Annotated in this window: 24 protein-coding genes; 14 read left to right on the top strand and 10 right to left on the bottom strand. The window is 71.6% G+C overall.

Translation table 11 applies throughout. The annotated features are described in order from the left end of the window. The 3 genes from ACTIE9_RS11980 to chrA form a co-directional block, all read left to right on the top strand. Positions 1-242: hypothetical protein (locus tag ACTIE9_RS11980; protein WP_439565802.1), on the top strand; the 242-nt coding region annotated here is incomplete at its 5' end. Beyond that, on the top strand, positions 239-2,047 hold the full coding sequence (locus ACTIE9_RS11975) for an ABC transporter ATP-binding protein (RefSeq protein WP_439565801.1): 1,809 nt from the start codon (positions 239-241) through the stop codon (positions 2,045-2,047). The genes ACTIE9_RS11980 and ACTIE9_RS11975, both read left to right, overlap by 4 nt. A 59-nt stretch (positions 2,048-2,106) precedes the next feature. Then, positions 2,107-3,393 (top strand): chromate efflux transporter, encoded by a 1,287-nt coding sequence (gene chrA, locus ACTIE9_RS11970; protein ID WP_439565800.1) that lies wholly within the window; start codon positions 2,107-2,109, stop codon positions 3,391-3,393. A gap of 16 nt (positions 3,394-3,409) precedes the next feature. On the opposite strand, the gene ACTIE9_RS11965 is transcribed toward chrA, so the two are convergent. The 3 genes from ACTIE9_RS11965 to ACTIE9_RS11955 form a co-directional block, all read right to left on the bottom strand. Next, positions 3,410-3,880, bottom strand: a complete 471-nt coding sequence (locus ACTIE9_RS11965; protein WP_439565799.1) for a DUF4282 domain-containing protein — start codon at positions 3,878-3,880, stop codon at positions 3,410-3,412. Between the two features lie 73 nt (positions 3,881-3,953). Beyond that, the gene (locus ACTIE9_RS11960; RefSeq protein ID WP_439565798.1) at positions 3,954-4,343 is read right to left on the bottom strand and encodes an MGMT family protein; all 390 of its coding nucleotides are present in this window, start codon (positions 4,341-4,343) and stop codon (positions 3,954-3,956) included. A 10-nt stretch (positions 4,344-4,353) separates the two neighbouring features. After that, positions 4,354-4,806: a GNAT family N-acetyltransferase gene (locus tag ACTIE9_RS11955; RefSeq protein WP_439565797.1), complete on the bottom strand. Its 453-nt coding sequence runs from the start codon at positions 4,804-4,806 to the stop codon at positions 4,354-4,356. Positions 4,807-4,926: 120 nt separating this feature from the next. Between ACTIE9_RS11955 and ACTIE9_RS11950 the strand changes: the two genes are divergently transcribed. The 3 genes from ACTIE9_RS11950 to ACTIE9_RS11940 all read left to right on the top strand — a co-directional run bounded on the left by ACTIE9_RS11950 (position 4,927) and on the right by ACTIE9_RS11940 (position 8,704). Then, positions 4,927-6,141 carry an NADP-dependent isocitrate dehydrogenase gene (locus ACTIE9_RS11950; RefSeq protein WP_439565796.1) on the top strand — a complete coding sequence of 405 codons (1,215 nt, stop codon included), beginning with the start codon at positions 4,927-4,929 and terminating at the stop codon, positions 6,139-6,141. Positions 6,142-6,416: 275 nt separating this feature from the next. After that, complete coding sequence (locus tag ACTIE9_RS11945) at positions 6,417-6,704, top strand: hypothetical protein (RefSeq protein WP_439565795.1); 288 nt, start codon at positions 6,417-6,419, stop codon at positions 6,702-6,704. A gap of 83 nt (positions 6,705-6,787) precedes the next feature. Further along, positions 6,788-8,704, top strand: a complete 1,917-nt coding sequence (locus ACTIE9_RS11940) for a heavy metal translocating P-type ATPase (protein ID WP_439565794.1) — start codon at positions 6,788-6,790, stop codon at positions 8,702-8,704. Here ACTIE9_RS11940 and ACTIE9_RS11935 read toward each other — a convergent pair. The 4 genes from ACTIE9_RS11935 to ACTIE9_RS11920 all read right to left on the bottom strand — a co-directional run bounded on the left by ACTIE9_RS11935 (position 8,686) and on the right by ACTIE9_RS11920 (position 12,062). Then, positions 8,686-10,170 (bottom strand): FAD-dependent oxidoreductase, encoded by a 1,485-nt coding sequence (locus ACTIE9_RS11935; protein WP_439565793.1) that lies wholly within the window; start codon positions 10,168-10,170, stop codon positions 8,686-8,688. The genes ACTIE9_RS11940 and ACTIE9_RS11935 overlap by 19 nt on opposite strands. Beyond that, positions 10,167-11,072, bottom strand: a complete 906-nt coding sequence (locus ACTIE9_RS11930; RefSeq protein ID WP_439565792.1) for an FAD:protein FMN transferase — start codon at positions 11,070-11,072, stop codon at positions 10,167-10,169. The genes ACTIE9_RS11935 and ACTIE9_RS11930 overlap by 4 nt, the downstream gene beginning before the upstream one ends. A gap of 4 nt (positions 11,073-11,076) precedes the next feature. Next, complete coding sequence (locus ACTIE9_RS11925; RefSeq protein WP_439565791.1) at positions 11,077-11,511, bottom strand: hypothetical protein; 435 nt, start codon at positions 11,509-11,511, stop codon at positions 11,077-11,079. A 131-nt stretch (positions 11,512-11,642) separates the two neighbouring features. Beyond that, positions 11,643-12,062, bottom strand: coding sequence for a hypothetical protein (locus ACTIE9_RS11920; RefSeq protein ID WP_439565790.1), 420 nt, complete (start codon positions 12,060-12,062; stop codon positions 11,643-11,645). A 157-nt stretch (positions 12,063-12,219) separates the two neighbouring features. Between ACTIE9_RS11920 and ACTIE9_RS11915 the strand changes: the two genes are divergently transcribed. From ACTIE9_RS11915 to ACTIE9_RS11885, 7 genes are all read left to right on the top strand, one after another. After that, positions 12,220-13,362: an ROK family protein gene (locus ACTIE9_RS11915; RefSeq protein WP_439565789.1), complete on the top strand. Its 1,143-nt coding sequence runs from the start codon at positions 12,220-12,222 to the stop codon at positions 13,360-13,362. Positions 13,363-13,430: 68 nt separating this feature from the next. After that, a complete protein-coding gene (locus ACTIE9_RS11910) occupies positions 13,431-14,687 on the top strand; it encodes an extracellular solute-binding protein (protein ID WP_439565788.1) in 1,257 nt (418 codons plus the stop codon). Positions 14,688-14,801: 114 nt separating this feature from the next. After that, positions 14,802-15,788: a carbohydrate ABC transporter permease gene (locus tag ACTIE9_RS11905; protein WP_439565787.1), complete on the top strand. Its 987-nt coding sequence runs from the start codon at positions 14,802-14,804 to the stop codon at positions 15,786-15,788. After that, positions 15,785-16,639 (top strand): carbohydrate ABC transporter permease, encoded by an 855-nt coding sequence (locus ACTIE9_RS11900; RefSeq protein ID WP_439565786.1) that lies wholly within the window; start codon positions 15,785-15,787, stop codon positions 16,637-16,639. The genes ACTIE9_RS11905 and ACTIE9_RS11900 overlap by 4 nt, the downstream gene beginning before the upstream one ends. Continuing rightward, positions 16,636-18,063 (top strand): beta-N-acetylhexosaminidase, encoded by a 1,428-nt coding sequence (nagZ, locus tag ACTIE9_RS11895; protein ID WP_439565785.1) that lies wholly within the window; start codon positions 16,636-16,638, stop codon positions 18,061-18,063. The genes ACTIE9_RS11900 and nagZ overlap by 4 nt, the downstream gene beginning before the upstream one ends. Then, positions 18,060-18,998, top strand: coding sequence for an ROK family protein (locus ACTIE9_RS11890; RefSeq protein WP_439565784.1), 939 nt, complete (start codon positions 18,060-18,062; stop codon positions 18,996-18,998). The genes nagZ and ACTIE9_RS11890 overlap by 4 nt, the downstream gene beginning before the upstream one ends. Beyond that, positions 18,995-19,789, top strand: a complete 795-nt coding sequence (locus ACTIE9_RS11885) for a glucosamine-6-phosphate deaminase (protein ID WP_439565783.1) — start codon at positions 18,995-18,997, stop codon at positions 19,787-19,789. Before ACTIE9_RS11890 ends, ACTIE9_RS11885 begins: the two co-directional genes overlap by 4 nt. 13 nt (positions 19,790-19,802) lie before the next feature. On the opposite strand, the gene ACTIE9_RS11880 is transcribed toward ACTIE9_RS11885, so the two are convergent. From ACTIE9_RS11880 to purU, 3 genes are read right to left on the bottom strand one after another with little or no spacing between them, the layout of a single operon-like run. Beyond that, entirely contained in the window at positions 19,803-20,423 is a 621-nt protein-coding gene (locus tag ACTIE9_RS11880; protein ID WP_439565782.1) for a DUF1349 domain-containing protein, read from the bottom strand. Next, positions 20,420-21,568 carry an N-acetylglucosamine-6-phosphate deacetylase gene (nagA, locus tag ACTIE9_RS11875; RefSeq protein ID WP_439565781.1) on the bottom strand — a complete coding sequence of 383 codons (1,149 nt, stop codon included), beginning with the start codon at positions 21,566-21,568 and terminating at the stop codon, positions 20,420-20,422. The genes ACTIE9_RS11880 and nagA overlap by 4 nt, the downstream gene beginning before the upstream one ends. Before the next feature lie 10 nt (positions 21,569-21,578). Then, positions 21,579-22,436 carry a formyltetrahydrofolate deformylase gene (gene purU, locus ACTIE9_RS11870; RefSeq protein ID WP_439565780.1) on the bottom strand — a complete coding sequence of 286 codons (858 nt, stop codon included), beginning with the start codon at positions 22,434-22,436 and terminating at the stop codon, positions 21,579-21,581. Between the two features lie 52 nt (positions 22,437-22,488). Between purU and ACTIE9_RS11865 the strand changes: the two genes are divergently transcribed. Continuing rightward, positions 22,489-23,176 (top strand): MFS transporter (locus ACTIE9_RS11865; RefSeq protein ID WP_439565779.1); only part of this gene is annotated, 688 nt, incomplete at its 3' end.

The following is a 23,176-nucleotide window of genomic DNA, read 5'->3' as shown; positions in this document are numbered from 1 at the left end:
AGATGGCCGACCGCGTCGCCCTGCTGCAGGAGGGGCGCATCACCGACGTCGGCAAGCACAGCGAACTGCTCAAGCGCAACGAGCACTACCGCTACGTCATCTCCTCGCTCGAGGACGAGCAGCTCGCGGCCGAGGAGCGCGCTGACCGCGAGCTCAAGCTCGCCGAGCAGGAGGGCCGGCGTCGCGATGCCATCGACCGGGAGAAGCGCGTGATCGACAACGAGGGCGAGGTGACCCGATGAGCGTGACCGGGGTCGAAGGCGAAGAGCGCGACGACTTCTCGCGCGCCGAATCGAAGAGCATGCGCGCGCGCTCGCTGCGCCTGCTGGGCTCGCTCGTGCGGCCGGTGCGTGCACGCATCGCACTGACGATGGTCGTCATCATCATCTCGATCGCGCTGCAGGTGGCGGGCCCCGCGCTCATCGCCGTCGGCATCGACCGCGGCCTTCCGGCGCTGCTCGATCAGAACGACTGGATGCCCGTCTCGCTGATCGTCGCCGCATACCTGTTCACCGGCATCGCGGGCGCCGCGCTCATCGCCGTGTACCAGGTGATGAGCGCACGGCTGAGCCAGGCCATCCTGATCGATCTGCGCAAGCGTGTCTTCCTGCACACGCAGCGCCTGTCGCTCGAGTTCCACGAGTCGTACACCTCGGGCCGCATCATCGCGCGGCAGACGAGCGACCTCGACTCGATCCGCGAACTGCTCGACTCGGGGCTCAACCAGCTCGTCTCGGGGCTCATCTACATGGGCTTCACGGCGGCGGCGCTCGTGCTGATCGACCCGACCTCCGGAATCGTGCTCGCCGTCTCGCTCATCCCGCTGCTGCTGCTCACGCGGTGGTTCCAGGTGCGCTCGCAGACGTTGTTCCGGCAGACCCGCGTGGCCTCGGCCCGTCTGATCGTGCACTTCGTCGAGACCATGACGGGCATCCGCGCGGTCAAGGCCTTCCGCAAAGAGCCGCGCAATGCGCGGCAGTTCGCCGGGCACGTCGAGGACTACCGGCATGCCAATGCGCGCGTCATCCAGCTGTTCGGCATCTTCGACCCGGGGCTCGTGCTCATCGGCAACGTCACGGTCGCGGCCGTGCTCGTCGTCGGCGCGTTCCGGGTGGTGGATGGCGCGCTCGCGATCGGCGCGCTGCTCGCCGTGGTGCTCTACACCCGCCGGTTCTTCGACCCGGCCGAAGAGATGGCCATGTTCTACAACTCGTACCAGTCGGCCGCGGCGGCGCTCGAGAAGATCTCGGGCGTGCTGGAGGAGACGCCGAGCGTGCCCGACCCGACGACGCCGATCGACCTGTGGAAGGCGCGCGGCACCGTGCACTTCGACCGGGTGCGCTTCTCGTACACCGATGACACGGTGGTGCTGCCCGACCTCGAGCTCACCATCCCCGCCGGGCAGACGATCGCCCTCGTCGGCACGACGGGCGCGGGCAAGTCGACGCTCGCGAAGCTCATCGCGCGCTTCTACGACCCGACCGGGGGCGCTGTGACGCTCGATGGCGTCGACCTGCGCAAGCTGCACCCGAAAGACCTGCGGCGCGCGATCGTGATGGTGACGCAGGAGGCCTACCTGTTCTCGGGCACGGTCGCCGACAACATCGCGCTCGGAAACCCCGAGGCGACGCGCGAGCAGATCGTCGCGGCGGCGAAGGCCGTCGGGGCTCACGACTTCATCGAGTCGCTGCCGAACGGCTACGACACCGACGTGAACAAGCGTGGCGGTCGCGTCTCGGCGGGGCAGCGGCAGCTCATCTCGTTCGCGCGCGCGTTCCTCGCCGACCCGACCGTGCTGATCCTCGACGAAGCGACGGCCTCGCTCGACATCCCGAGCGAGCGGCTCGTGCAGGAGGCGCTGCAGACGCTGCTCGCCGACCGCACCGCGGTGATCATCGCGCACCGGCTCTCGACGGTGGCGATCGCCGACCGCGTGCTCGTCATGGAGCACGGCCGCGTGATCGAAGACGGCACTCCGGCCGAGCTCATCGCGGGCACGGGCAAGTTCGCCCAGCTGCACGCGGCCTGGCGCGAGTCGCTCGTGTAGGTGCCATCGGGGCGCGCGGACGCGCCCGCGGTTCACCGCGGCTGGGTAGGGTTCGCGGTGTGACCGATCGGCCCGTGGATGCTCCGCTCGAGCCCGACGACGCGCCCGAGACCGAGCGCGCACCCGGTGCGGTCGCTCTGCCGGCCGGCGACGGGCCGGCGCGGCGTGGCGCGGCGCTCGAGGTACTCGGCCAGTTCACCGTGCTCGGCCTGACGTCGTTCGGCGGACCCGTCGCACACCTCGGCTACTTCCGCGAGCAGCTCGTGGTGCGTCGGCGGTGGATCAGCGAGCAGGGCTATGCCGAGCTCGTCGCTCTTGCGCAGTTCTTGCCCGGGCCCGCCTCGAGCCAGGTCGGGTTCGCGCTCGGGGTGCATCGGGCGGGATTGCTCGGCGGCCTCGCGGCGTTCGCGGCGTTCACGCTGCCGAGCGCCGTGCTGCTCGTGCTCGCGGCTCTCAGCGCGCCGCTGCTCGACGGCCGGGTCGCCGAGGGGCTCATCGCGGGGCTGAAGGTCGTCGCCGTTGCAGTCGTCGCCCACGCGGTGTGGGGCATGGCGCGCTCGCTGACGCCTGACCTGCGCCGCGCGAGCATCGCCGTGGTCGCGGGTCTGCTCGTGCTGCTCGTCGGCACGGGCTGGGCGACGCTCGCGGCGATCGTGCTCGGCGCGCTCGCGGGCCTGTTGCTGTGCCGGGCGGGTGGGCAGGCGGTCGGGGGCGGGCTGAGCATCCCGATCTCGCGTCACGTGGGCGCCGCCTGCCTCGTCGTGTTCGGCGCGCTACTGCTCGGTCTTCCCCTGCTCGCCGCGCTCGTGCCGAGCCAGCCGCTCGCGGTCGCCGACGGGTTCTTCCGCGCCGGAGCCCTCGTGTTCGGCGGGGGGCACGTCGTGCTGCCGCTGCTCGAGACCGCGGTCGTCGACCCGGGCTGGGTGACGCCGTCGCAGTTCCTCGCCGGCTACGGGGCGGCGCAGGCCGTGCCGGGGCCGCTGTTCACGGTCGCGGCCTTTCTCGGCGCCTCGATCGCGCCGGGGGTCGAGGGGGTGCTGCTCGCCGGCGTCGCGCTCATCGCGATCTTCTTGCCGGGGCTGCTGCTCATCATCGGCGTGCTGCCGTTCTGGGGCGCGCTGCAGGGCCGACCCGCCGTGCCCGCCCTCGTGCGCGGCGCCAACGCGGCGGTCGTGGGCGTGCTCGCGGCCGCGCTCTACGACCCCGTCATGACGAGCGCGCTCGTCGACGTGCCGACCGTCGCCCTCGCCGTGCTCTGCACCGTGCTGCTCGTCGTCATGCGCCTGCCCGCGTGGGCGGTCGTCATCGTCGGCGCGGGCGGCGGCATGCTGCTCTCGGTCTTCTAGGCCGGATCACCCGCGCCTACGGCCGGCGCAGCCCCGCGGTGTTCTCGGCGATGGCCACGAGGGCCACGTTGACCTCGACGATCATGCGCGCGAGCACGACGGCCACGAGCGTCGCGATCGGCACGAGCACGAGGGCGCCGATCACGGTCAGCACGCCCGAGACGGGCTGCCCGCCGGTCATGAGCCCGACGCCCGTGACGACGATGCTGAAGAAGGCGACGAGGCCGGCGAGCAGGATGCTCACGAGCAGGATGGCGTAGATGAAGCCGGCGATGCGCCGCGTGATGAAGGTCGTGAACCGGAAGTCGACGAGCGCGCGAAAGAACCCGGGCACGGCGCTCACGTCGAGCGCGAGCAGCTGATCGGCGAGGGCCGGAGCCGTCGGGCTGACGGTGGGCTCGGCGGCGGGCGAATCGGGAGCCGCGGCTGCGGGGGTCGCGGTCGTCGCCTTCGGCTTGCGGGTGCGGGGCGCGGGGGAGTCGGTCACGAGAACCTCCGGAGGGTCGGGATGCGCGGCGCACGCCGCACTCGGGCACAGTATCGCCGCGAGCGCCCCGGGTCTATGAGGGCGACCAGCGCGCCGCGCCGAGGTCGAGGCGGTAGGCGTGCGGGCCGTGCCGGTCGTCGAGCCCGGCGGCGCCCCCGTCGTCGACACCGCGCTCGTCTCCCCGGCGCAGCGGCGTGCGCTCGGCGCGGTAGTGGGCGAGAGCCTCGACCTCGTGCCCCGCGGGCGGGCGCCCGTCGGCGCGCACGACGCGCCACCACGGCACGCTCGAGCCCTCGGTGGCCATGACCCGGCCGACGGCGCGGGCTCCGCGCGAGCCGAGCTCGGCGGCCACGTCGCCGTAGGTCATGACGCGGCCGGGCGGGATGCCGTCGACCACCATCAGCACGGCACCGCCGAAGTCGAGGGGCGGCGGGCTCGAGTCGGGCATCCCGCGATCAGGCATGGCGACGCTCTCAGATGGTGAGCGCACCGATCTTCTCGCCGTATTCGGTCTCGCCGGTCTCGACGAAGCCGATGCGGCGGAAGAACTCGCCGGGGCCGTCGTCGCCGGTCTCCCAGATGACGGTGACGGTGTGGAAGCCGCGCTGACGCGCCTCCTCCGCCAGCTCGTGCACGGCGAACTTTCCGATGCCGCGGCCCTGCGACGTGGCATCCACGTTGATGCGCCAGATGCAGCTGCGGAACTCGGGCCGCGGGTTGTCGGCGTCGAAGTTGCCGCGGATGAAGCCGACGACGTCGTCGCCGTCGAGCACGACGCGGGCCCAGGTGGTCGTGGGGTTCACGTAGGCGTCGGCGGCCGAGTACGACACGGGTGTGACGAACTGCTCCTGCCCCGGTCTGAGGGTCAGGCCGTTCGCCGCCACGATCGTCTTCGCCGACAGTTCTTCGAGTCTCAAGCTCCCCATGCCCCCAGGGTAGACGGTGCCTCTGGCCGGCGGGGGTGCCGATGTATCTCGACATCGAGACAACGTCGCGGAGCCGGTAGGCTGGCGGGCGGTACATCACTGACGGAAAGGCACCCCCTCGTGGAGAAGATCAAGGTCGAAGGAACGGTCGTCGAGCTCGACGGCGACGAGATGACCCGCATCATCTGGCAGTTCATCAAGGACCGTTTGATTCACCCCTACCTCGACCTGACGCTCGAGTACTACGACCTCGGCATCGAGCACCGCGACGCGACCGACGACCAGGTGACGATCGACGCGGCGCACGCGATCATCACGCACGGCGTCGGCGTCAAGTGCGCCACGATCACGCCCGACGAGGCCCGCGTCGAGGAGTTCGGCCTCAAGAAGATGTGGAAGAGCCCGAACGGCACCATCCGCAACATCATCGGCGGCGTCATCTTCCGCGAGCCCATCGTGATCTCGAACATCCCGCGCCTCGTGCCCGGCTGGAACAAGCCGATCATCATCGGCCGGCACGCCTTCGGCGACCAGTACCGCGCCACCGACTTCCGCTTCGAGGGCAAGGGAACGCTCACCGTCGAGTTCACCCCGGAGGACGGCTCGGAGCCGCTCAAGTTCGAGGTCTACCAGTCGCCCGGCAGCGGTGTCGCGCAGGTGCAGTACAACCTCGATGAGTCGATCCGCGACTTCGCCCGCGCCTCGCTCAACTACGGCCTCGCGCGCAACTACCCCGTCTACCTCTCGACCAAGAACACCATCCTCAAGGCCTACGACGGCCGTTTCAAGGATCTCTTCGAGGAGGTCTTCGAGGCCGAGTTCAAGAGCCAGTTCGAGGCCGCGGGCATCACCTACGAGCACCGCCTCATCGACGACATGGTCGCCTCGGCCATGAAGTGGGAGGGCGGCTATGTCTGGGCCTGCAAGAACTACGACGGCGACGTGCAGAGCGACACCGTCGCGCAAGGCTTCGGCTCGCTCGGCCTCATGACGAGCGTGCTCACGAGCCCCGACGGCAAGGTCGTCGAGGCCGAGGCCGCGCACGGCACGGTGACGCGCCACTACCGCATGCACCAGCAGGGCAAGCCGACGTCGACGAACCCCATCGCCTCGATCTTCGCGTGGACCCGCGGGCTCATGCACCGCGGCAAGCTCGACGGCAACCAGGCGCTGATCACCTTCGCCGAGACGCTCGAGGATGTCGTGATCACGACGGTCGAGAGCGGCAAGATGACGAAGGACCTCGCGATTCTCATCAGCCCCGAGCAGCCGTACCTGACGACGGAGGACTTCCTCGCCGCGCTCGACGAGAACCTGAAGGCGCGGCTCGCGTAGCGGCGACGCCGAGATCGAATGGATGCCCGGGGCCATGTGCCCCGGGCATCCGGCGTCTGCGGTCCGACCGCCGGGCTGTTGCGAAAATATACCCCCGGGGGTATCCTGAATGAGCGCGTTCGGCGCCCCTCGTTCATCGGAAGGAATCCCCTTGTGCTCTCCCACCCGCTGCCCCGCGTGCGGCAAGGTCACCTGGTCGGGCTGCGGCCAGCACATCGAGCAGGCGCTCGACGGCGTGCCCGTCGCTGAGCGCTGCACCTGCGGCTAGGCCCGCCATGGAGCGCGTCGCGCGCATCGCGGCCGCTCGCGCCGCGGCACTCGATGCGTTGACCAGTGCTGCCGGCGACGATTCGCTGTGCACGCTCGCGCGCGAGCGTCTGCCGGCCGCCAAGTACCACGAAGGCGCCGTCGCGGCCCTCGGCGATGCCCTCCGTGCATCACGCTCCGGAGCCGCGCTGCCCGACAGTGATTCGTGGGGATCGCAGTGGAGCCACCTCATGCACCGAGATTCCTCGTGGACGGCCTACGTGCGGGGTGGCCGGGAGGCCCTCACGCACCTCTGACGGCCCGCCTGACCGCCGGGCGCAGGCGCACATCGTGCCCTCTGGCCCTGGTGCAGGCTCCTGAATCGCACTAGACCAGTCTCATGACCCGCATCGCCGCCCTCGTGCGCCGCTTCCCCCTCGTCGCCGTGACGCTCGCGATCGGGCTCGTGGCCGGCGTGCTCGTCGCCTCGGGTCTCGAGCCGGCCGCGCGCTGGCTCATCTCGCTCTACGCGCTCGCGATCGCCGCGCTCGAGGCTGTCCGCATGATCCGCGGGCTGCTGTCGAAGCAGTTCGGCCTCGACATTCTCGCCGTCACGGCGATCGTGAGCACGATCGTCGTGGGGGAGTACTGGGCGAGTCTCGTCATCGTGCTCATGCTCACCGGCGGAGAGGCCCTCGAGGTCGCCGCCGCGGGCCGCGCCCAGCGCGAGCTGCGCGCGCTTCTCGACCGGGTGCCTCAGCTCGCCCACCGCATCGAGCCGGACGGTGCGATCGTCGATGTTGCCGCCGACCAGGTGCGCACGGGCGATCGTCTGCTCGTGCGGCCCGCCGAGATCGTGCCGGTCGACGCCGAGCTCGCGAGCCCTCTCGGCGGTTTCGACGAGTCGTCGCTCACGGGCGAGAGCCTGCCGGTGGACAAGGTGGCCGGAGACGATGTGATGAGCGGCTCGGTCAACGGTCCGATCGCCGTCGAGGTCGTGGCGACGGCCCTGGCCGCCGACTCGCAGTACCAGCGCATCGTCGAGCTGGTGCGCGACGCCGCGAGCAGCAAGGCCCCTCTCGTGCGGCTGGCCGACCGCTACGCCCTGCCGTTCACGGCCGTCTCGCTCGGCATCGCGGGCGTCGCCTGGGCGCTCAGCGGCGACCCCGTGCGTTTCGCCGAGGTGCTCGTCGTGGCCACTCCGTGCCCGCTGCTGATCGCCGCACCCGTGGCCTTCATGGGCGGCATGAGCAGCGCGGCCAAGCGCGGCATCGTCATGAAGAACGCCGGCTCGCTCGAGAAACTCGCGCGGGCGCGCACCGTCGCCTTCGACAAAACGGGCACTCTCACCATGGGCCGGCCGGTCGTCGTCGGGGCGCATGCCGAGCCGGGCTTCGAGCACGACGAGCTCGTGCAGCTCGTGGCGTCGGCCGAGCGCTACTCCTCGCACGTGCTCGCCGACTCGCTGCAGCAGGCGGCGGTCGACCGCGAGCTCACGCTGCTCGACGCGGCTGATGCTCGCGAGGTCGCCGCCCACGGCGTGATCGCGATGATCGGCGGCCGCGAGGTGGTCGTCGGCAAACCCGCGTTCGTCGGCGAGCATGCACCCGATGTGGTGCCCCGCACCGGTGAGAGCGGCGAGGCCGTGATCTATGCGGCGATCGACGGGCGGTTCGCGGGCGTCGTGGTGCTGCGGGATGCTGTGCGCGACGACGCCGTCGCCACGCTCACTGCCCTCCGCGCCCTCGGGGTCACGCGCACGCTCATGGTCACGGGCGACGTCGCGGCGACCGCGGAACCGATCGCGGCGGGCCTCGGCATCAGCGAGGTGCACGCCGAGTGCCTCCCCGACGACAAGGTGCGCATCATCCGTGAGGCGCAGCCGCGCCCGGTCGTGATGGTCGGCGACGGCGTCAACGACGCGCCCGTGCTCGCGGTGAGCGACGTCGGCATCGCCATGGGGGCGAGGGGCTCGACGGCGGCGAGCGAGTCGGCCGACGTGGTGATCCTTCTCGACGACATCTCGCGCGTCGCCCGCGCCGTCGCCATCGGGCAGCGCACGGTGCGCATCGCCCTGCAGAGCATCTGGCTCGGCATCGCCATCTCGATCGGGCTCATGCTCGTCGCGGCCGTCGGCCTGCTGCCGGCGATCGCGGGGGCCGCCCTGCAGGAGGTCGTCGACCTCATCGCCATTCTCGGCGCCCTACGCGCGGTGCGGGCCGGCGCAGCGCCCGTGCCGGGGCTGGATGCTCCGCGCACGCGCCGGGGCGCGACGACCATCGCGGGGCCCGAGCCAGCTCAGTACCCGGCGAAGTAGTCCGTGCGCACGCGGCGGCATCCCGCCCGGCGCAGAGCGGTGCGGGCCGCCGCGACGATCGAGGGCGCGCCCGAGACGTACCCGCGCCGCGCGGCGAGGTCGGGGATCAGGTCGCGGAGGGCATCCGCCGTCAGCTGGTCGGGGGCGAGCTCGACGAGGCGCGCTCCGGACGCGTCGATCACGTCGCGGTAGATCACCTCTCCCGGGTTCGACGAGATCACGACGAGCACGATGTCACGCTGCTCGCCACGCTCGGCGAGGCTCGCGAGCTGGCTCGCGAACGGGGTGATGCCGATGCCGCCGGCGACCATGACGAGCGGGATGCCCGCATCGCGCGGCAGCAGGAAGTCGCCGGCCGTCTGGGTCGCCGCGATGCGCGTTCCCGGCTCGAGAGTGCCGAGGGCCGCCTTGAACGAGCTGCCGCCCTCGGGAGTGCGGATGCCGATCGTGAGGCGCGGCTCGTCGGCCACCGCGCGCTCGGGAGCCGAGGCGATCGAGAAGGTGCGGCGCATGCCCCGGATGTCGGCGGAGTGCGGCAGATGCAGCTCGAGGTACTGCCCCGCCTCGAAGCGCAGGGGGCGCGACGGCTCGAAGCGGTACTCGGTCGCGAACGGCGACAGCGCCGCGCGGTCGACCAGTCGCACCGAGAAGCCCTCGCGACGCGACACGGCGAAGGCCACGATGTTGCCGAGCACGAGGGCGAGCTCGGGCGAGGTGTAGATCGGTCCGAACCCGAACGGAACCGAGAAGGCCACGGCGACGACGGCCGCGGTCAGCCACTGCTGCCAGCGCCGCGGCGGCAGGGTCAGGGGCTCGCTGAGCATGAACCCCGCGAGGAAGACGACCGGGAACAGCTGCAGCACCGTCGTGACCGCGCCGAGGGGTGCGGTGCCCGTCGCGACGAGGCGGATGCCGATGAGCACGATCGTCAGCCCGATGAAGATGAGCCCGACATCGAGGCGGCGTGTGCGGTCGAGCAGCAGCAGCGCGCCGACGGCGACAGCCGGCAGGAGGGCGGGCGTCGCGACCCACCAGAAGCCGACGCCCTGACCGGCGTAGTAGCCGATGATGCCCGCGATGAGCACGCCGGTGGCCGCCGGGTTGAGCAGGTGCCGCCCGCGCCACACGATGAGGTACTTCGAGAGCCCCGCGAGCACGCCCGCACCCGCGGCCGCGATGAGACCCGTGGTGGTGAGGCTCGGCTGCACGATGCAGGTGACGATGAGGGCGGTGATGACGCTCGACTCGCGGTGCGGCACGACGCGCGCGAGCCGTGCGGCGATCTCGTTCGCGCCGAGCGTCGCGACCATCACGACGCCGAGCGTGCCGAGGATCGCGTACCCGTCGGGGCCGATCACATCGAGGAACCCGAACAGCACCGCTTGCGCGAGCACGATCGCGAGCGTGATGATCGCCAACCGGTACATGCTCACCCGGCCGGTCAGGGCATCCACCCGTGCTCTCATGCGAACAGCTCCCCTCGAAACCCTGCGCTCGCCTCGAGGCGACCGTCGATGCCCAGTCGAACCCACTCGAACGAGAACGCTTCGGATAGACGCGCCGGATCGGTGAGAAACATCGCCGTGGCGAGGCCGTCGGCGACCAGAGCCGAATCGGCGACGACCCAGGTGGCGATGACGCCGTCGGCGATCGGTCGCCCGGTGACGGCGTCGACGATGTGGTGCAGGCCCGTTCCCCAGGCGCGGCGGGTGAGCGCCGAGGCGCACAGGGCGGCGTCGTGCAGCTCCGCGACGCCGACCGCCTTCGTCGGGTCGGCCGGGTTCTCGAGGGCGATCCGGATGCTGCGCCCGCCCCGCACGCGCACGTCGCCGCTCGCATCGACGAGCGTCTCAGTCACACCGCGGGTCGCGAGCAGGTCGCCGACGAGGTCGACGAGGTAGCCCTTTCCGGCGGCGCCGACGTCGAGCAGCACGGGGGAGATCGCGTCGAGCTCGAGGCCCTCGGCCGAGCGGCGCAGGGCGATCGCGTCCGCCCAGCTCGGGGCGGGCAGCGGGTCGCCGCTCGGAGTCAAGCGGTAGGAGGCGTCGTAGCCGAGGCGCTCGAGCGAGGTGCCGACGAGGGGGCTGAGCCGCGCATCCGTGAGGGCGTGCAGCTGCTCGTAGAGCTCGAGCAGCGGTTCGGCGTCGGCGGGCAGGCGCCACGACCCCGGCTCTCGGGCGATGCGGCTGACGAGCGAGTCGTCACGGAACCGCGACCAGTCGCGGTCGAACCGCTCGATGCGCTCGAGCACCGCGCCGAGGTCGTCATCGGCGAGCGGCTCGCCGAGCGAGGAGACCGGGGTGCTGGCTCCACCGACGCCGATGCGCCAGGGGGCTCCGATCGCCTCGAACTGCGTGGGCTGCGCCACGACCTCAGCTCTCGAGGGCATCCGCCTTGATGGCGGTGAGGGCCTCGCGGAATCCGTTGCTCGTGAGCGACGATCCAGCCACGACGGTGACGTCGAGCGTGTCGATGTCTTCGCCGATCACGATGTCGCCGATGCCGTCGGCGAACTGGCCCTGGTAGTTCGCCGTGGTCGGGTTGTTGGGGTTGATGGTGATCTCGACGTCGGCGACGAGGTCGTTCTCGAGCTCGATGACGACGATGATGTTCTCGCTGCCATTAGGCGACTGGTACGTGCCGTTGGCCTGGTAGGTGCCGTCGCGGTAGCTCGCGTCGACGGGCACCTCGGCCTCGGCGGCGGTCGAGCACCCCGTGAGGGTGCCGAGCAGCGCGGCCGTGGCGCCGATCGGCGCGGCGATACGGGCGGCCGTCATGCGGGCGCTGCCGGTCATCATGCGGGTCATCAGTTCTCCGGGTCGTCGCGGGGTTCAGGCGGCGCTCAGCCGACGGTCACCAGCCTGTCGGGTCTCGGTGGGTATTCGCTGTACTGGCCTCAAGGGTTTGCCGCATGTCGCGGTCTCGGCTCTCGACGGACTCAGCTCTCGACGGCCTCCGCTTTGATCGTCGCCAGCGCCGCGCGGAACCCGGTGGAGGTCAACGATGACCCCGCCACGACGGTGACGTCGAGCGAATCGATGTCGTGCCCGATGACGAGATCGCCGATGCCGCCGGCGAACTCCGCCTGGTAGGTCGAGCTGGTGGCGCTTGTGGGGTAGAGACCGATCTCGACGTCGGTGACGATGTCGTTCTCGAGCTGCAGAACGACGATGATGCTCTCGCCGCCGGCGGGCGATTGATAGGGGCCGTCGGCCCGATAGCTGCCGTCGCGGTAGCGGGCGTCGACCGCCGTCTCCGTCTGCTGCGCCTCGCCGGTGGCCTCCGGTGCGGTGCCCACCTCGGCCGCCGTCGCGCAGCCGGTGAGCGTGCCGAGCAGGGCGGCGCCCAGCGGCAGCACGGGTCGGATGCTCCTGCGGGGGGTCGTCCTCGCCGCCGTCCGGCTCACGGGTGCTCCTCTCACGTCACAGCTCGACTCCAGCCTGCGGCCCGGTCGTAAGCGTGCGCCGAGAATTCGCCCCTTGCGGAAAGTTTGTTCGTAAGGTGTACTAACAAACATGACAACGGAGGTCGACAGCTTCGGACCGCGTCGCGTGCTGCGGCCGAGCGCCAAGGTGCTGCCCGAGCAGGCGCGGGCGCACAACCGCTCCCTCGTGCTGCAGACCCTCTACCGCTCGGGCCCGCTCAGTCGTGCTGACCTGGCCCGCGAGACCGCGCTCACGCGCGTGACGGTGGGCGACCTCGTCGCCGAGCTCATCGATGAGCAGCTCGCCCTCGAGCTCGGCACCCGCGTCGACGCGAGCCGCCCGGGCAAGCCCGCGACGCTGCTCGACCTGCACCGCGACGGCCACCGCATCGTCGGCATCGACCTCGGCGACACCGAGGTCTTCCGCGGCGCGCTCATCGACCTCGACGGCACCATCCTCGAGCGCCGCGAGATCGACGCCCGAGGTCTCGTGGGCGAGGATGCCGCGGCCGCCGCCCTCGCGCTCACCCGCGAGCTGACGGCCATCGCCGACCGGCCCGTGCTCGGCATCGGCATCGGATCGCCCGGCATCGTCGACCTCGCCGGTCGCGTGTTGACGGCGCCCAACCGGGGCTGGAACGACCTGCCGCTGCAGGCGCGCCTGCAGGCCGAGCTGGGCCTGCCCGTCATCGTCGCCAACGATGCGAACGCCGCGGCGCTCGCCGAGTACGGCTTCGGCGGGGCCTCGGCCGATCTCATGCTCGTCATGGTCGGCTACGGCGTCGGTGCCGGTCTGCTGCTCGACGGCACGCCGCTCTTCGGCTCGCGCTTCGCCGCGGGCGAGATCGGGCACGTCGTCGTCGGCACCGACGGCGGTGAGGCCTGCGCCTGCGGCAAGCAGGGATGCCTCGAGACTTGGCTCGCTGTGCCGCGACTGCAGGCGCGCATCGCGGCCGGTGAGCCGCGCGAGGCGGTGCTGCGCCAGGCCGGAGAGCGCCTCGGCATCGCTCTGGCCCCGATCGTCGGGGCCCTCAATCTCAGCGAGGTGGTGCTCTCGGGCCCCATCGAGCTGCTGGACGGGACCCTCGCCGAGGCGACCGTCGACACCCTCCGCCAGCGCACCATGGAGCAGTTCCACGGTGATCTGACGGTGCGGTTGACCTCGCTCGGAGGCGACATCGTGATGCGCGGCGCTGCCGTCATGGTGCTCTCCGCGCGACTCGGGGTCTCGTGAGAGGCCCCAGCACCACGGGTGCCGGCCGTCAGGTCGGCACGACCATCGCCCTAGGAAAGGTACGCACCATGAGAAAGCTCAGCATCGTCGCGCTCGGCGCGGCGGCAGCCCTCGCTCTTGCGGGCTGCGCCACGGCAGCCCCCGAGGCCACTACCGGCGCCGAGATCCGCGTCTGGCTCGTCGGCACCGACACCCCGCAGGAGGCGCGCGACTATCTCGTCGAGACCTTCGAGGCGGAGAACCCCGGCAACACCCTGGTCATCGAGGAGCAGGCCTGGGGCGGACTCGTCGACAAGCTCACGACGAGCCTGTCGGGCAGCGACAGCCCCGACGTCGTGGAGGTCGGCAACACCCAGGCGGCAGCGTTCACGAGCGCCGGCGCGTTCCTCGACCTCACCGCCGACTACGAGGCGCTCGGGGGTGACGACCTCTTGCCCGGGTTCGTCGAAGCCGGCACCTACGACGGCGTGTTCTCGGCGGCTCCGTACTACTCCGGTGCGCGCGTCGTGTTCTACGACACCGCCATGTACGAGGCACTCGGCCTCGAGGTTCCGACGACCCTCGACGAGTATGTCGCCAACGGCATCGCGATCGCCGAGGCCAACCCCGGTGTCTCGGGCATCTACTTCCCGGGCCAGGACTGGTACAACGCCTTGCCCTACATCTGGGAGAACGGCGGCGAGATCGCCACATTCGAGGGCGGCGAGTGGGTGCCCGGCTTCTCGAGCCCCGAGGCCATCGCCGGTCTCGAGCAGGTGCAGCAGGTCATGACCGAGGCGTCCGTCGCGCCGAAGGACGGCAACGAGGCCGAAGCGCAGGTGCCGTTCTGCGCCGGCGAGATCGGGCACCTGAGTGCTCCGAGCTGGTTCAAGTGGAGCATCCTTGCCCCCGCCGACGCCGAGGCGCCCGGCTGCCCCGACAAGGAGGCCACGCTCGGCGTGTTCGCCCTGCCGGGCATCGACGGCGGCCCCGCGCAGGTCTTCGCGGGCGGCTCGAACATCGCCGTGTCGGCCAACTCGCAGCACCCCGAGCTCGCCAAGAGCGCGCTCGCGATCATGCTGAGCGAGGGCTACCAGTCGATCCTCGGCGGCGCCGGCCTGGTTCCCGCGCTCGTCTCGCTCGGCGACACGATCGGCACCGACGCGACCGCGCAGGCGATCTCGGCGGCGGCGAGCAACGCCAAGCTGACCCCCGCCTCACCCGCGTGGGCCGAGGTCGAAGCGGCCGGCGTGCTGCAGGACTTCTTCGTGAAGATCGCGCAGGGCGGTGACGTCGAGGCCCTCGCGGCCGAGGTCGACGCGCGCATGGCCGAGATTCTCAACTAGAAGCCCCGCACGACTCATCCCCACCGGTGGTGGCCAGTTGCCCCTGGCCACCACCGGACGGTGACCATCGCCCTAGGAAGGTGACGGCACCGTGTCAATCTACAAGGAGCACCCATGGCTCTGGCACCCATCGGCACCCGGCCGGCATCGCCGCCGCCGCACGCCGAGCTGCCGCCCCCGGCGGGTCGCGCCGCCCCGGCGCCCCGGCGCCGCCGGCCCCGCACGCTGACCCCGGCCCTGCTGCTGGTGCCCACCGGCGTCGTGCTGCTGGCGATCATCGGCTGGCCGCTGCTGCAGCTCGTCATCATCTCGTTCCAAGAGTTCGGTCGGGCCCAGATCTTCGGCGCCCCCGCCCCCTGGGTCGGCCTCGACAACTATGTCGCCGTGCTGAGCGACCCGGTCTTCTGGAACGTGCTCGGGCGCAGCATCCTGTTCGCCGCCGCGAACGTCGCCCTCACCATGGTTCTCGGCACCCTCGTGGCGCTGCTCATGACGCGCCTCACTCGCTTCTTCCGGCTGCTGGTCTCGGTCGGCCTGCTGCTCGCCTGGGCGATGCCCGCCCTCACGGCCGTCGTCGTCTGGGGGTGGATGTTCGACACCCAGTACGGCGTCATCAACTACGTGCTCAGCCAGCTGCCGGGCGTCGACCTCATCGGCCACTCGTGGCTCATCGAGCCGCTGAGCTTCTTCGCGGTCGCGACCATCATCATCACGTGGCAGAGCGTGCCCTTCGTGGCGTTCACCGTCTACGCGGGTCTCACGCAGGTGCCCGACGAGGTGCTCGAGGCCGCGCAGCTCGATGGCGCCGGCTCCGTGGCGCGGTTCCGCCTCATCGTCTTCCCGTACCTCAAGTCGATCTTCCTCGTCGTGACGATCCTGCAGGTGATCTGGGATCTGCGGGTGTTCACGCAGATCTACGCCCTGCAAGGCATCGGCGGCATCCGCGAGCAGACCAGCACGATCGGGGTCTACATCTTTCAGACCTCGCTCGGCACGGGCGACTTCGGGGCCGGTGGGGCGATCGCGGTCATCCTCGTCATCATCATGATGACCATCTCGATCTACTACGTGAAGAAGTCGATCCAGGAGGAGACGCTGTGAGCCCGGCCCTCGTCAAGCGGCAGGCGACGCAGGTCGCGCTCAGCGCGATCGCCGTGGTCGTCTTCCTCGTGAGCGTGTTCCCGGTCTACTGGATGCTCAACACGAGCCTGCTGCCCAACAACCTCATCCGCGGCCCGGTGCCGCACTTCTGGCCCGACGAGTTCACCCTGCGCAACTACGAGCTCGTGCTGAGCGGCGAGGGCCGCGCGCCCTTCCTGCCCGCGCTCGGCAACTCGCTCATGGTCACGCTGCTGACGGTCATGGTCGCGCTGCTGTTCGCGTTCCTCGCGGCGCTCGCCGTGACGCGGTTCCGGTTCCGCGGACGCAAGGCGTTCATCCTGACGATCCTCGTCATCCAGATGATCCCGGGCGAGGCGATGATCGTCTCGACCTTCCGCGTGCTCGACGGCTGGCAGCTGCTCAACACGATCGTCGGCCTCACGCTCGTCTACGTCGCGACGGTGCTGCCGTTCACCATGTGGACCCTGCGCGGCTTCGTCAACGGCGTGCCGATCGAGCTCGAAGAGGCGGCCATGATCGACGGCTGCACGCGCACGCAGGCCTTCTGGCGTGTGACTTTCCCGCTGCTCGCGCCGGGGCTGGTCGCGACGGGCGTCTTCGCGTTCATCCAGGCCTGGAACGAGTTCCTGCTCGCCCTCGTCGTCATGAGCCGACCCGAGATGATGACGCTGCCGGTGTGGCTGCGCACCTTCCAGCAGGCGACGCAGACGACGAACTGGGCGGCGATCATGGCGGGCTCGACCCTCATGGCGATCCCCGTCATCATCTTCTTCCTCGTCGTGCAGGGGCGCATGACGAGCGGGCTCGTCGCCGGGGCGGTGAAGGGATGATCGCCGTGCTCGGCACCCTCATGCCCGGCTTCGCGGGGCATGCCCTGCCCGACTGGCTGGCCGACCGCCTGCGCGCGGGGCTCGGGGGCGTGTGCCTCTTCGGCGGCAACATCCGCTCGCGCGCGCAGCTCGTCGCCCTCGTCGCCGAGATCCGGGCGGCCAATCCGCTTGCCGTCGTCGCGATCGACGAGGAGGGCGGCGACGTCACGCGCCTGTTCTACGACGTCGGTTCGCCCTACCCGGGCAATGCCGTGCTCGGGCGCCTCGACGACCTCGCGCTCACCGAGCACGTCGGGCGCACGGTCGGCTGGCAGCTGCGGCTCGCGGGCATCGACCTCGACCTCGCGCCCGACGCGGACGTCAACTCCAACCCGCTCAACCCCGTCATCGGCACGCGCTCGTTCGGCGCCGACCCGCACCTCGTCGCCCGGCACACGGCGGCCTGGGTGCAGGGTCTGCAGTCGACGGGCGTCGCGGCGAGCGTCAAGCACTTCCCCGGTCACGGCGACACCGAGCTCGACTCGCACCTGGCGATGCCGATCGTGCGCGGCGATCTCGCCGAGCTGCGGCAGCGCGAGCTCGTGCCCTTCGTCGCCGCGATCGCGGCGGGCGCCCGCACGATCATGACCTCGCACATCCTGCTGCCCGACGTCGACGACAGCGGGCCCGCGACCTTCTCGCCGCGCATCCTGCAGTCGCTGCTGCGTGACGAGCTCGGCTTCGACGGCGTCATCGTGTCGGATGCCCTCGACATGGCGGGCGCGAGCGGCGAGCTCGGCATCCCGACCGCCGCCGCCCGCGCGCTCGCCGCGGGCTGCGACCTGCTCTGCATCGGCACCGACAACTCGGACGCGCAGCTCGACGACATCGTGGCCGCGGTCGAGCAGTCGATCGGGCGCGGCGAGCTGCCGCCCGCCCGGGTGCAGGATGCCGCGGCGCGCGTGGCCGCACTCGCTGCGGAGTCGCACCGCATCGCCGCCGAGACCCCCGTGCCCGCCGGCATCACGGCCGACGACGCGCCGCCGGTCGAGCTCACGGTGCTGGCCGGCGCGATCGAGTCGCGACCGGGGGACGTGGTGCAGGCACGGCGTCAGCTCATCGCCCTGCGCACCGTTGCCAACATCGCGGTCGGCGTGGCGCCGTGGGGCCCGAGCGCCGCGGGGGCCGACGTCGTCGAGATCGGCGAGGGCGAGTCGATCGAGCTCGAACCGGGCGTGCAGCCGGTGCTCGTAGGGCTCGGCGTGCACCGCCACCCCTGGGTCCGCGCGCTCATCGCGCAGACCCGCGCCGCGCATCCCGACACGATCGTCGTCGACATGGGCTGGCCCGACGAGGCGCGCGAGCACGCCGACGTCGTGACGTGGGGTGCCTCGCGGGCCATGGGCGCCGCCCTGCTCGATTGGCTCGAACGGAGCGGCTCGTGAGCGCGGGCGCCCTGCGACTCGGCGTCGACATCGGCGGCACCAAGGTGCACGCGGTCGTGCTCGATGCGGCCGGGGCGGTGCTCGCCGAGACGCGGCTGCCCACGGGCTTTGGCGCGGAGGCCGTCGTCGCGAGCGCTCACGCAGTCGTCATCGCGCTCACCGACGAGCTCGGGGTCGCCCCGAGCGCACTCGGCTCGATCGGCGTCGGCGTGCCCGGTCGCGTCGACCCCGCGACGGGGCACGTCGCGCACGCGGTCAACCTGGGGCTCGACTCGCTCGACCTCGGTGCGGTGCTCGGCGCCCAACTCGGCCGCGCGGTCGTGGTCGAGAACGACGTCAACGCCGCGGCACTCGGCGCGTTCCACCTGCTCGGCGATCCGCGCCTGCGCTCGATGGCCTACCTCAATCTCGGCACCGGGCTGGCGGCGGGTCTCGTGCTCGACGGTCGGGTCTGGCGCGGATCGCGCGGTGTGGCCGGCGAGATCGGGCACATTCCCGTCGACCCGCAGGGTGAGCTGTGCCGGTGCGGCCAGCGCGGCTGCCTCGAGACCCTCGCCTCGGGGTCGGCGCTCGCGCGGCTCTGGCCGCAGGGCGCCGGCGCCCCGGCCAGCGCGCTGTTCGCGGCGGCCGACGACGGCGACGAGCAGGCGACAGCGGTCGCCGAGCGGCTCGTCGGCAACGTGGCGGCGGCGGTGCGCATCCTGGTGCTCACGGTCGACGTCGACGCGGTCGTCATCGGGGGAGGCCTGAGCTCTCTCGGCGATCGACTGCTCGGGCAGGTGCGCGCGCGGCTCGACGCCGATGCGCGCACCTCGCCTTTCCTCGCCTCGCTCGCACTCGCCGACCGCGTGCTGCTCGTGCCGCCGGCCAGCCCCGTGGGCGCGGTGGGGGCCGCTCTCGTGGGCGAGCCGAGCGTGCCGGCGGTCGCCGTATGACCGAGGTCGTCGTCGTTCCGAGCCCCGCGGCAGGCGGGGCGCTCGTCGCCGACGCGATCGTCGCTCTCGTGCAGCGGCACCCGGATGCCGTCCTCGGGCTCGCCACCGGATCCAGCCCACTGCCCGTGTACGAGGCCCTGCGCCCGCACGCGGCCCTGCTGCGCGACCTGCGCGGATTCGCGCTCGACGAGTACGTGGGGCTGCCGGCGGGGCATCCTCAGTCGTATCGCGCCGTCATCGAGCGCGAGGTGATCGCCCCGCTCGGCCTCGACCCCGCGCGCGTGCGCGTGCCGGGCGACGACCTCGCCGGGGGCGCGCGACGCGAGACCTCTCTCGCCGAGGCGGGAGATCGCTACGAGCGCGACCTCGCGGCGGCAGGCGGCGTCGACCTCCAGCTGCTCGGCATCGGGGCCACCGGCCACATCGGGTTCAACGAACCGGGGTCGTCGTTCGCCTCGCGCACGCGGGTCAAGACCCTCACCGAGCAGACTCGGCGCGACAATGCGCGCTTCTTCGCCGCGCCCGACGAGGTGCCGCTGCACTGCATCACGCAGGGCCTCGGCACGATCCTCGCGGCGCGGCACCTCGTGCTGCTCGCCTTCGGGGCGGCGAAGGCCGAGGCGCTCGCGGCCGCGGTCGAAGGGCCGGTCACCTCGTCGCTGCCCGGCTCGGCCATCCAATTGCACGGGCGCGTGACGGTCGTCGTCGACGAGGCCGCGGCGTCGGCGCTGCGCTTCGCCGACTACTACCGGCACGCCTGGGCGCACAAGCCCGCCTGGCAGGAGCTGTGACGCGGCGCCCGGTCTAGGCGGGAGGCTCGGCGTGCAGCTCGGTGTCGGCCGCCGTCACCCGCCAGTCGAGGAAGCGAACCCGCAGGCCCGCGCGGGTCGGAGCGCACAGCATGGGCCCGATGAGCGCCGACTCGTGGGGGAAGCGGGCGACGCGCACGAGCCGCCACTCCACGTCGGCCGACGATCGCGCGCGGATGACGACGGCATCGGCGATGCGGGATGCCCGCACGGTGACCGCCGTGCCCACCCAGTCGTCGACGCGCCCGGTCGACCAGTCGCTCGCTCCGACGGTCACGACGGCGCCGAGCTGCTGGTGCCCGTCGCTGTGCTCGACACCCGCCTTGATCCAGTGGGCGTCGTCGACGATCACGGCGAGGCCGGCCTGGTCGAACTGGCCCGTGAAGCCCTCGAGCTCGAAGGTGACCTCGACCGCCGTGTTCGGCTGCCAGGGCGCAAGCAGCGCGTGCCCGTTCTCATGCCGGAAGCCGTAGGCGGTGTCGCGCCACCAGTCGCTGCCCTCGGCGGCCTCGACGACGAGGGCGCCCGCGCTGTCGATGTCGCTCGACACCGGGTCGCGCGTCCACGTGCCCTGCGCGAACCGTCCGTTGTCGACAGCGTGCTCGCTCGTGCTCACCCGATGGCTCCGATCTCCGCTCCTGCGGCCCAGACCCGCTCGACCCGCCAGTCGGCGTCGAGAACCACGAGGTCGGCGGCATAACCCGCGGCGAGCGAGCCCCATTCCTTGTCGCGGCCGAGCACGCACGCGGGCGTGCGGGTGAGCGCTTCGACGGCGGCGCTCTCGTGCACCCCCGCGACCATGACGGCGTGCTGCAACGCGGCATCCTGGGTCAACGTCGAGCCGGCGATCGTCGAGGTGCCCGCGAGGTGCGCGATACCGCCGCGCACGTCGACGTTGAGCGAGCCGAGCCGGTAGTGCCCGTCGGCTCCGCCGGCCGCGGCCATGGCGTCGGTGACGAGAACGACGCGATGCGGTGCCGCCCGAAAGACCATCTGCACGATCGAGGGGTGCACGTGCACCCCGTCGGCGACGAGTTCGAGCGACACCCGGTCGTCGTCGAAGGCGGCCGCGATCGGCCCCGGGTCGCGGTGGTGGATGCCCGGCATCGCGTTGAACACGTGCGTCACGAGCGTCGCCCCCGCGTCGAAGGCCGCCCGCGCGATGTGCTCGTCGGCCTCGGTGTGCCCGATCGCGACGACGATGCCGGCATCGGCGAACTGCCGCACGGCGTCGAGGGCACCCGGAAGCTCGGGGGCGATGGTGACCTGCCGGATCGTGCCGCGCCCGGCATCGATGAGGCCCTGGATGGTCTGCGGGTCGGGCTCCCGCAAGAACTCGGGGGCGTGCGCGCCGCGGCGGCCGATGGCGAGGAACGGCCCCTCGAGGTGCGAGCCGACGATCGTCGGGTCGTGATCGGTGAGGCGCGCGACGAGCGCGAGCGACTCGCGCACGTCGACGAGCGGGTTGGCGACGAGCGAGATGACCGAGCGGGTCGTGCCGTGCGCGCGGTGCACCGCGAGCGCCGTGGCGATCTCCTCCGCACCGTTGTCGAACGCGGCGCCCCCGCCGCCGTGTCCGTGCAGGTCGATGAAGCCGGGCGTGACCGTGCGGCCGCGCAGGTCGATGACGGTCGTGGCGGGAGGCGGAGCATCCACCTCCGTCAGCCCGGTCGCCGCGATGCGGTCGCCGTCGGTCAGCACCCAGCCCTCGCGCCGACCGTCGGCGTCGAGCAGGCTCGCGTTCGTCAGCAGCGTCGGCACGGCAGCCCTCCTAGGTGAAGATGATCGTGCGCTGGCCGTCGAGCAGCACGCGGTCTTCCGCGAACCAGCGCACCGCCTGGCTGAGGGTGCGGCTCTCGATGTCGCGCCCGATGACGACGAGCTCGTCGGGCGACCGCGAATGGTCGACGCGCGTCACGTTCTGCTCGATGATCGGGCCCTCATCGAGGTCGCTCGTGACGAAGTGCGCCGTCGCCCCGATGAGCTTGACACCGCGGGCGTGCGCACGGGCGTAGGGGTTCGCGCCCTTGAACCCGGGCAGGAACGAGTGGTGGATGTTGATCGCCCGGCCCGCGAGAGCGGCGCACAGCTCAGGCGAGAAGATCTGCATGTAGCGCGCCAGTACGACGAGCTCGATGTCGTGCTGCTCGACGACCTCGAGAATGCGCGCCTCCATGGCCGCCTTCTCGTCGGGGCTCGTCACGCTTCGCGACTCGAACGGCACGTCGTAGAACGCGGCGAGCTCGGCGAGGTCGGGGTGGTTGCCGAGCACGAGGGGGATCTCGATGGGCAGGTGGCCGCTGCGCTGCCGGAAGAGCAGATCGTTGAGGCAGTGCGCCGCCTTCGACACGAGCACGAGCGTGCGCAGCGGGCGGCCGACGGCGTCGATGCGGCACTGCATGCCGTAGTGGTCGATGACGGGCTGCAGCGCGGCGAGCAGCTGGTCGCGGTCGGCGAGCGTCTCGGTCTGGAGGCGCAGGAAGAATCGACCCGAGCCGAGGCTCGAGAACTGCTGCAGCTCGGTGATGTTGCCCTCGGCGTCGACGATGGCACCGGTGACGGCGTGCACGATGCCGGGCCGGTCGTCGCAGACGAGCGTCACGATCCAGTGGTGGGGGGTCTCGCTCACCCGCCCAGCCTATTCGTGCCCCGCGGTGCGACCGCGCGGATACGCTGACCCCATGCGCCTGCCCTGGTCATCGCTGCTGCTGCTCTCGGCCGGCATCTTCGTGGCCGTCACGAGCGAGTTCCTGCCCATCGGCCTGCTGCCGCAGCTGCGGGCCGAGCTCGGCATCACGGAGGCCCAGGTGGGGCTGCTCATCACGGTGTTCGCGGGCACGGTCGTCGTCGCGACGGCTCCGCTCACGCACCTGACGCGGCAGGTGCCGCGCAAGCGTCTGCTCGTCGTTCTGCTGGCCGTCTTCGCCGTCGCCAACCTCGTCGCCGCACTCGCCCCTACCTACGCGGTGCTCGTGGTCGCCCGCGTGATCGGCGGCGCCGCCCACGGAGTGTTCTGGGCGGTCGTGTCGCCGTACGCCGCGCGGCTCGTGCCCCCGGAGCGCCTCGCGAGCGCGGTCGCCGTGGCGACCTCGGGCGCGACGGTCGCGACCGTCGCGGGCGTGCCGCTCGGCACCCTGCTCGGCGCCGCCGTCGGGTGGCGAGCGTCGTTCGGCGTCATCGCCGGGCTCGTGGTCGTCATCGGGGCGCTCATCGTCGCGGTGCTGCCCCCGGTCGAGCACCGGGTGATGGATGCGGCCGGGCCCGCCTCCGCCCGCCCCGCCGCCGTGCGCGACGCGACCCTCGCTCCGGTCGTGCTGCTGTGCGTCACGGTCGTGCTCGTCACGCTCGGCCACGCCACGTTCTACACCT

Source organism: Microcella sp. (genome assembly GCF_051860105.1).
In the GTDB taxonomy this organism is placed as follows: Bacteria; Actinomycetota; Actinomycetes; order Actinomycetales; family Microbacteriaceae; genus Microcella.
Note: the sequence above shows the minus strand (reverse complement) of the source record. Positions and strands in the feature narration are given on the sequence as shown.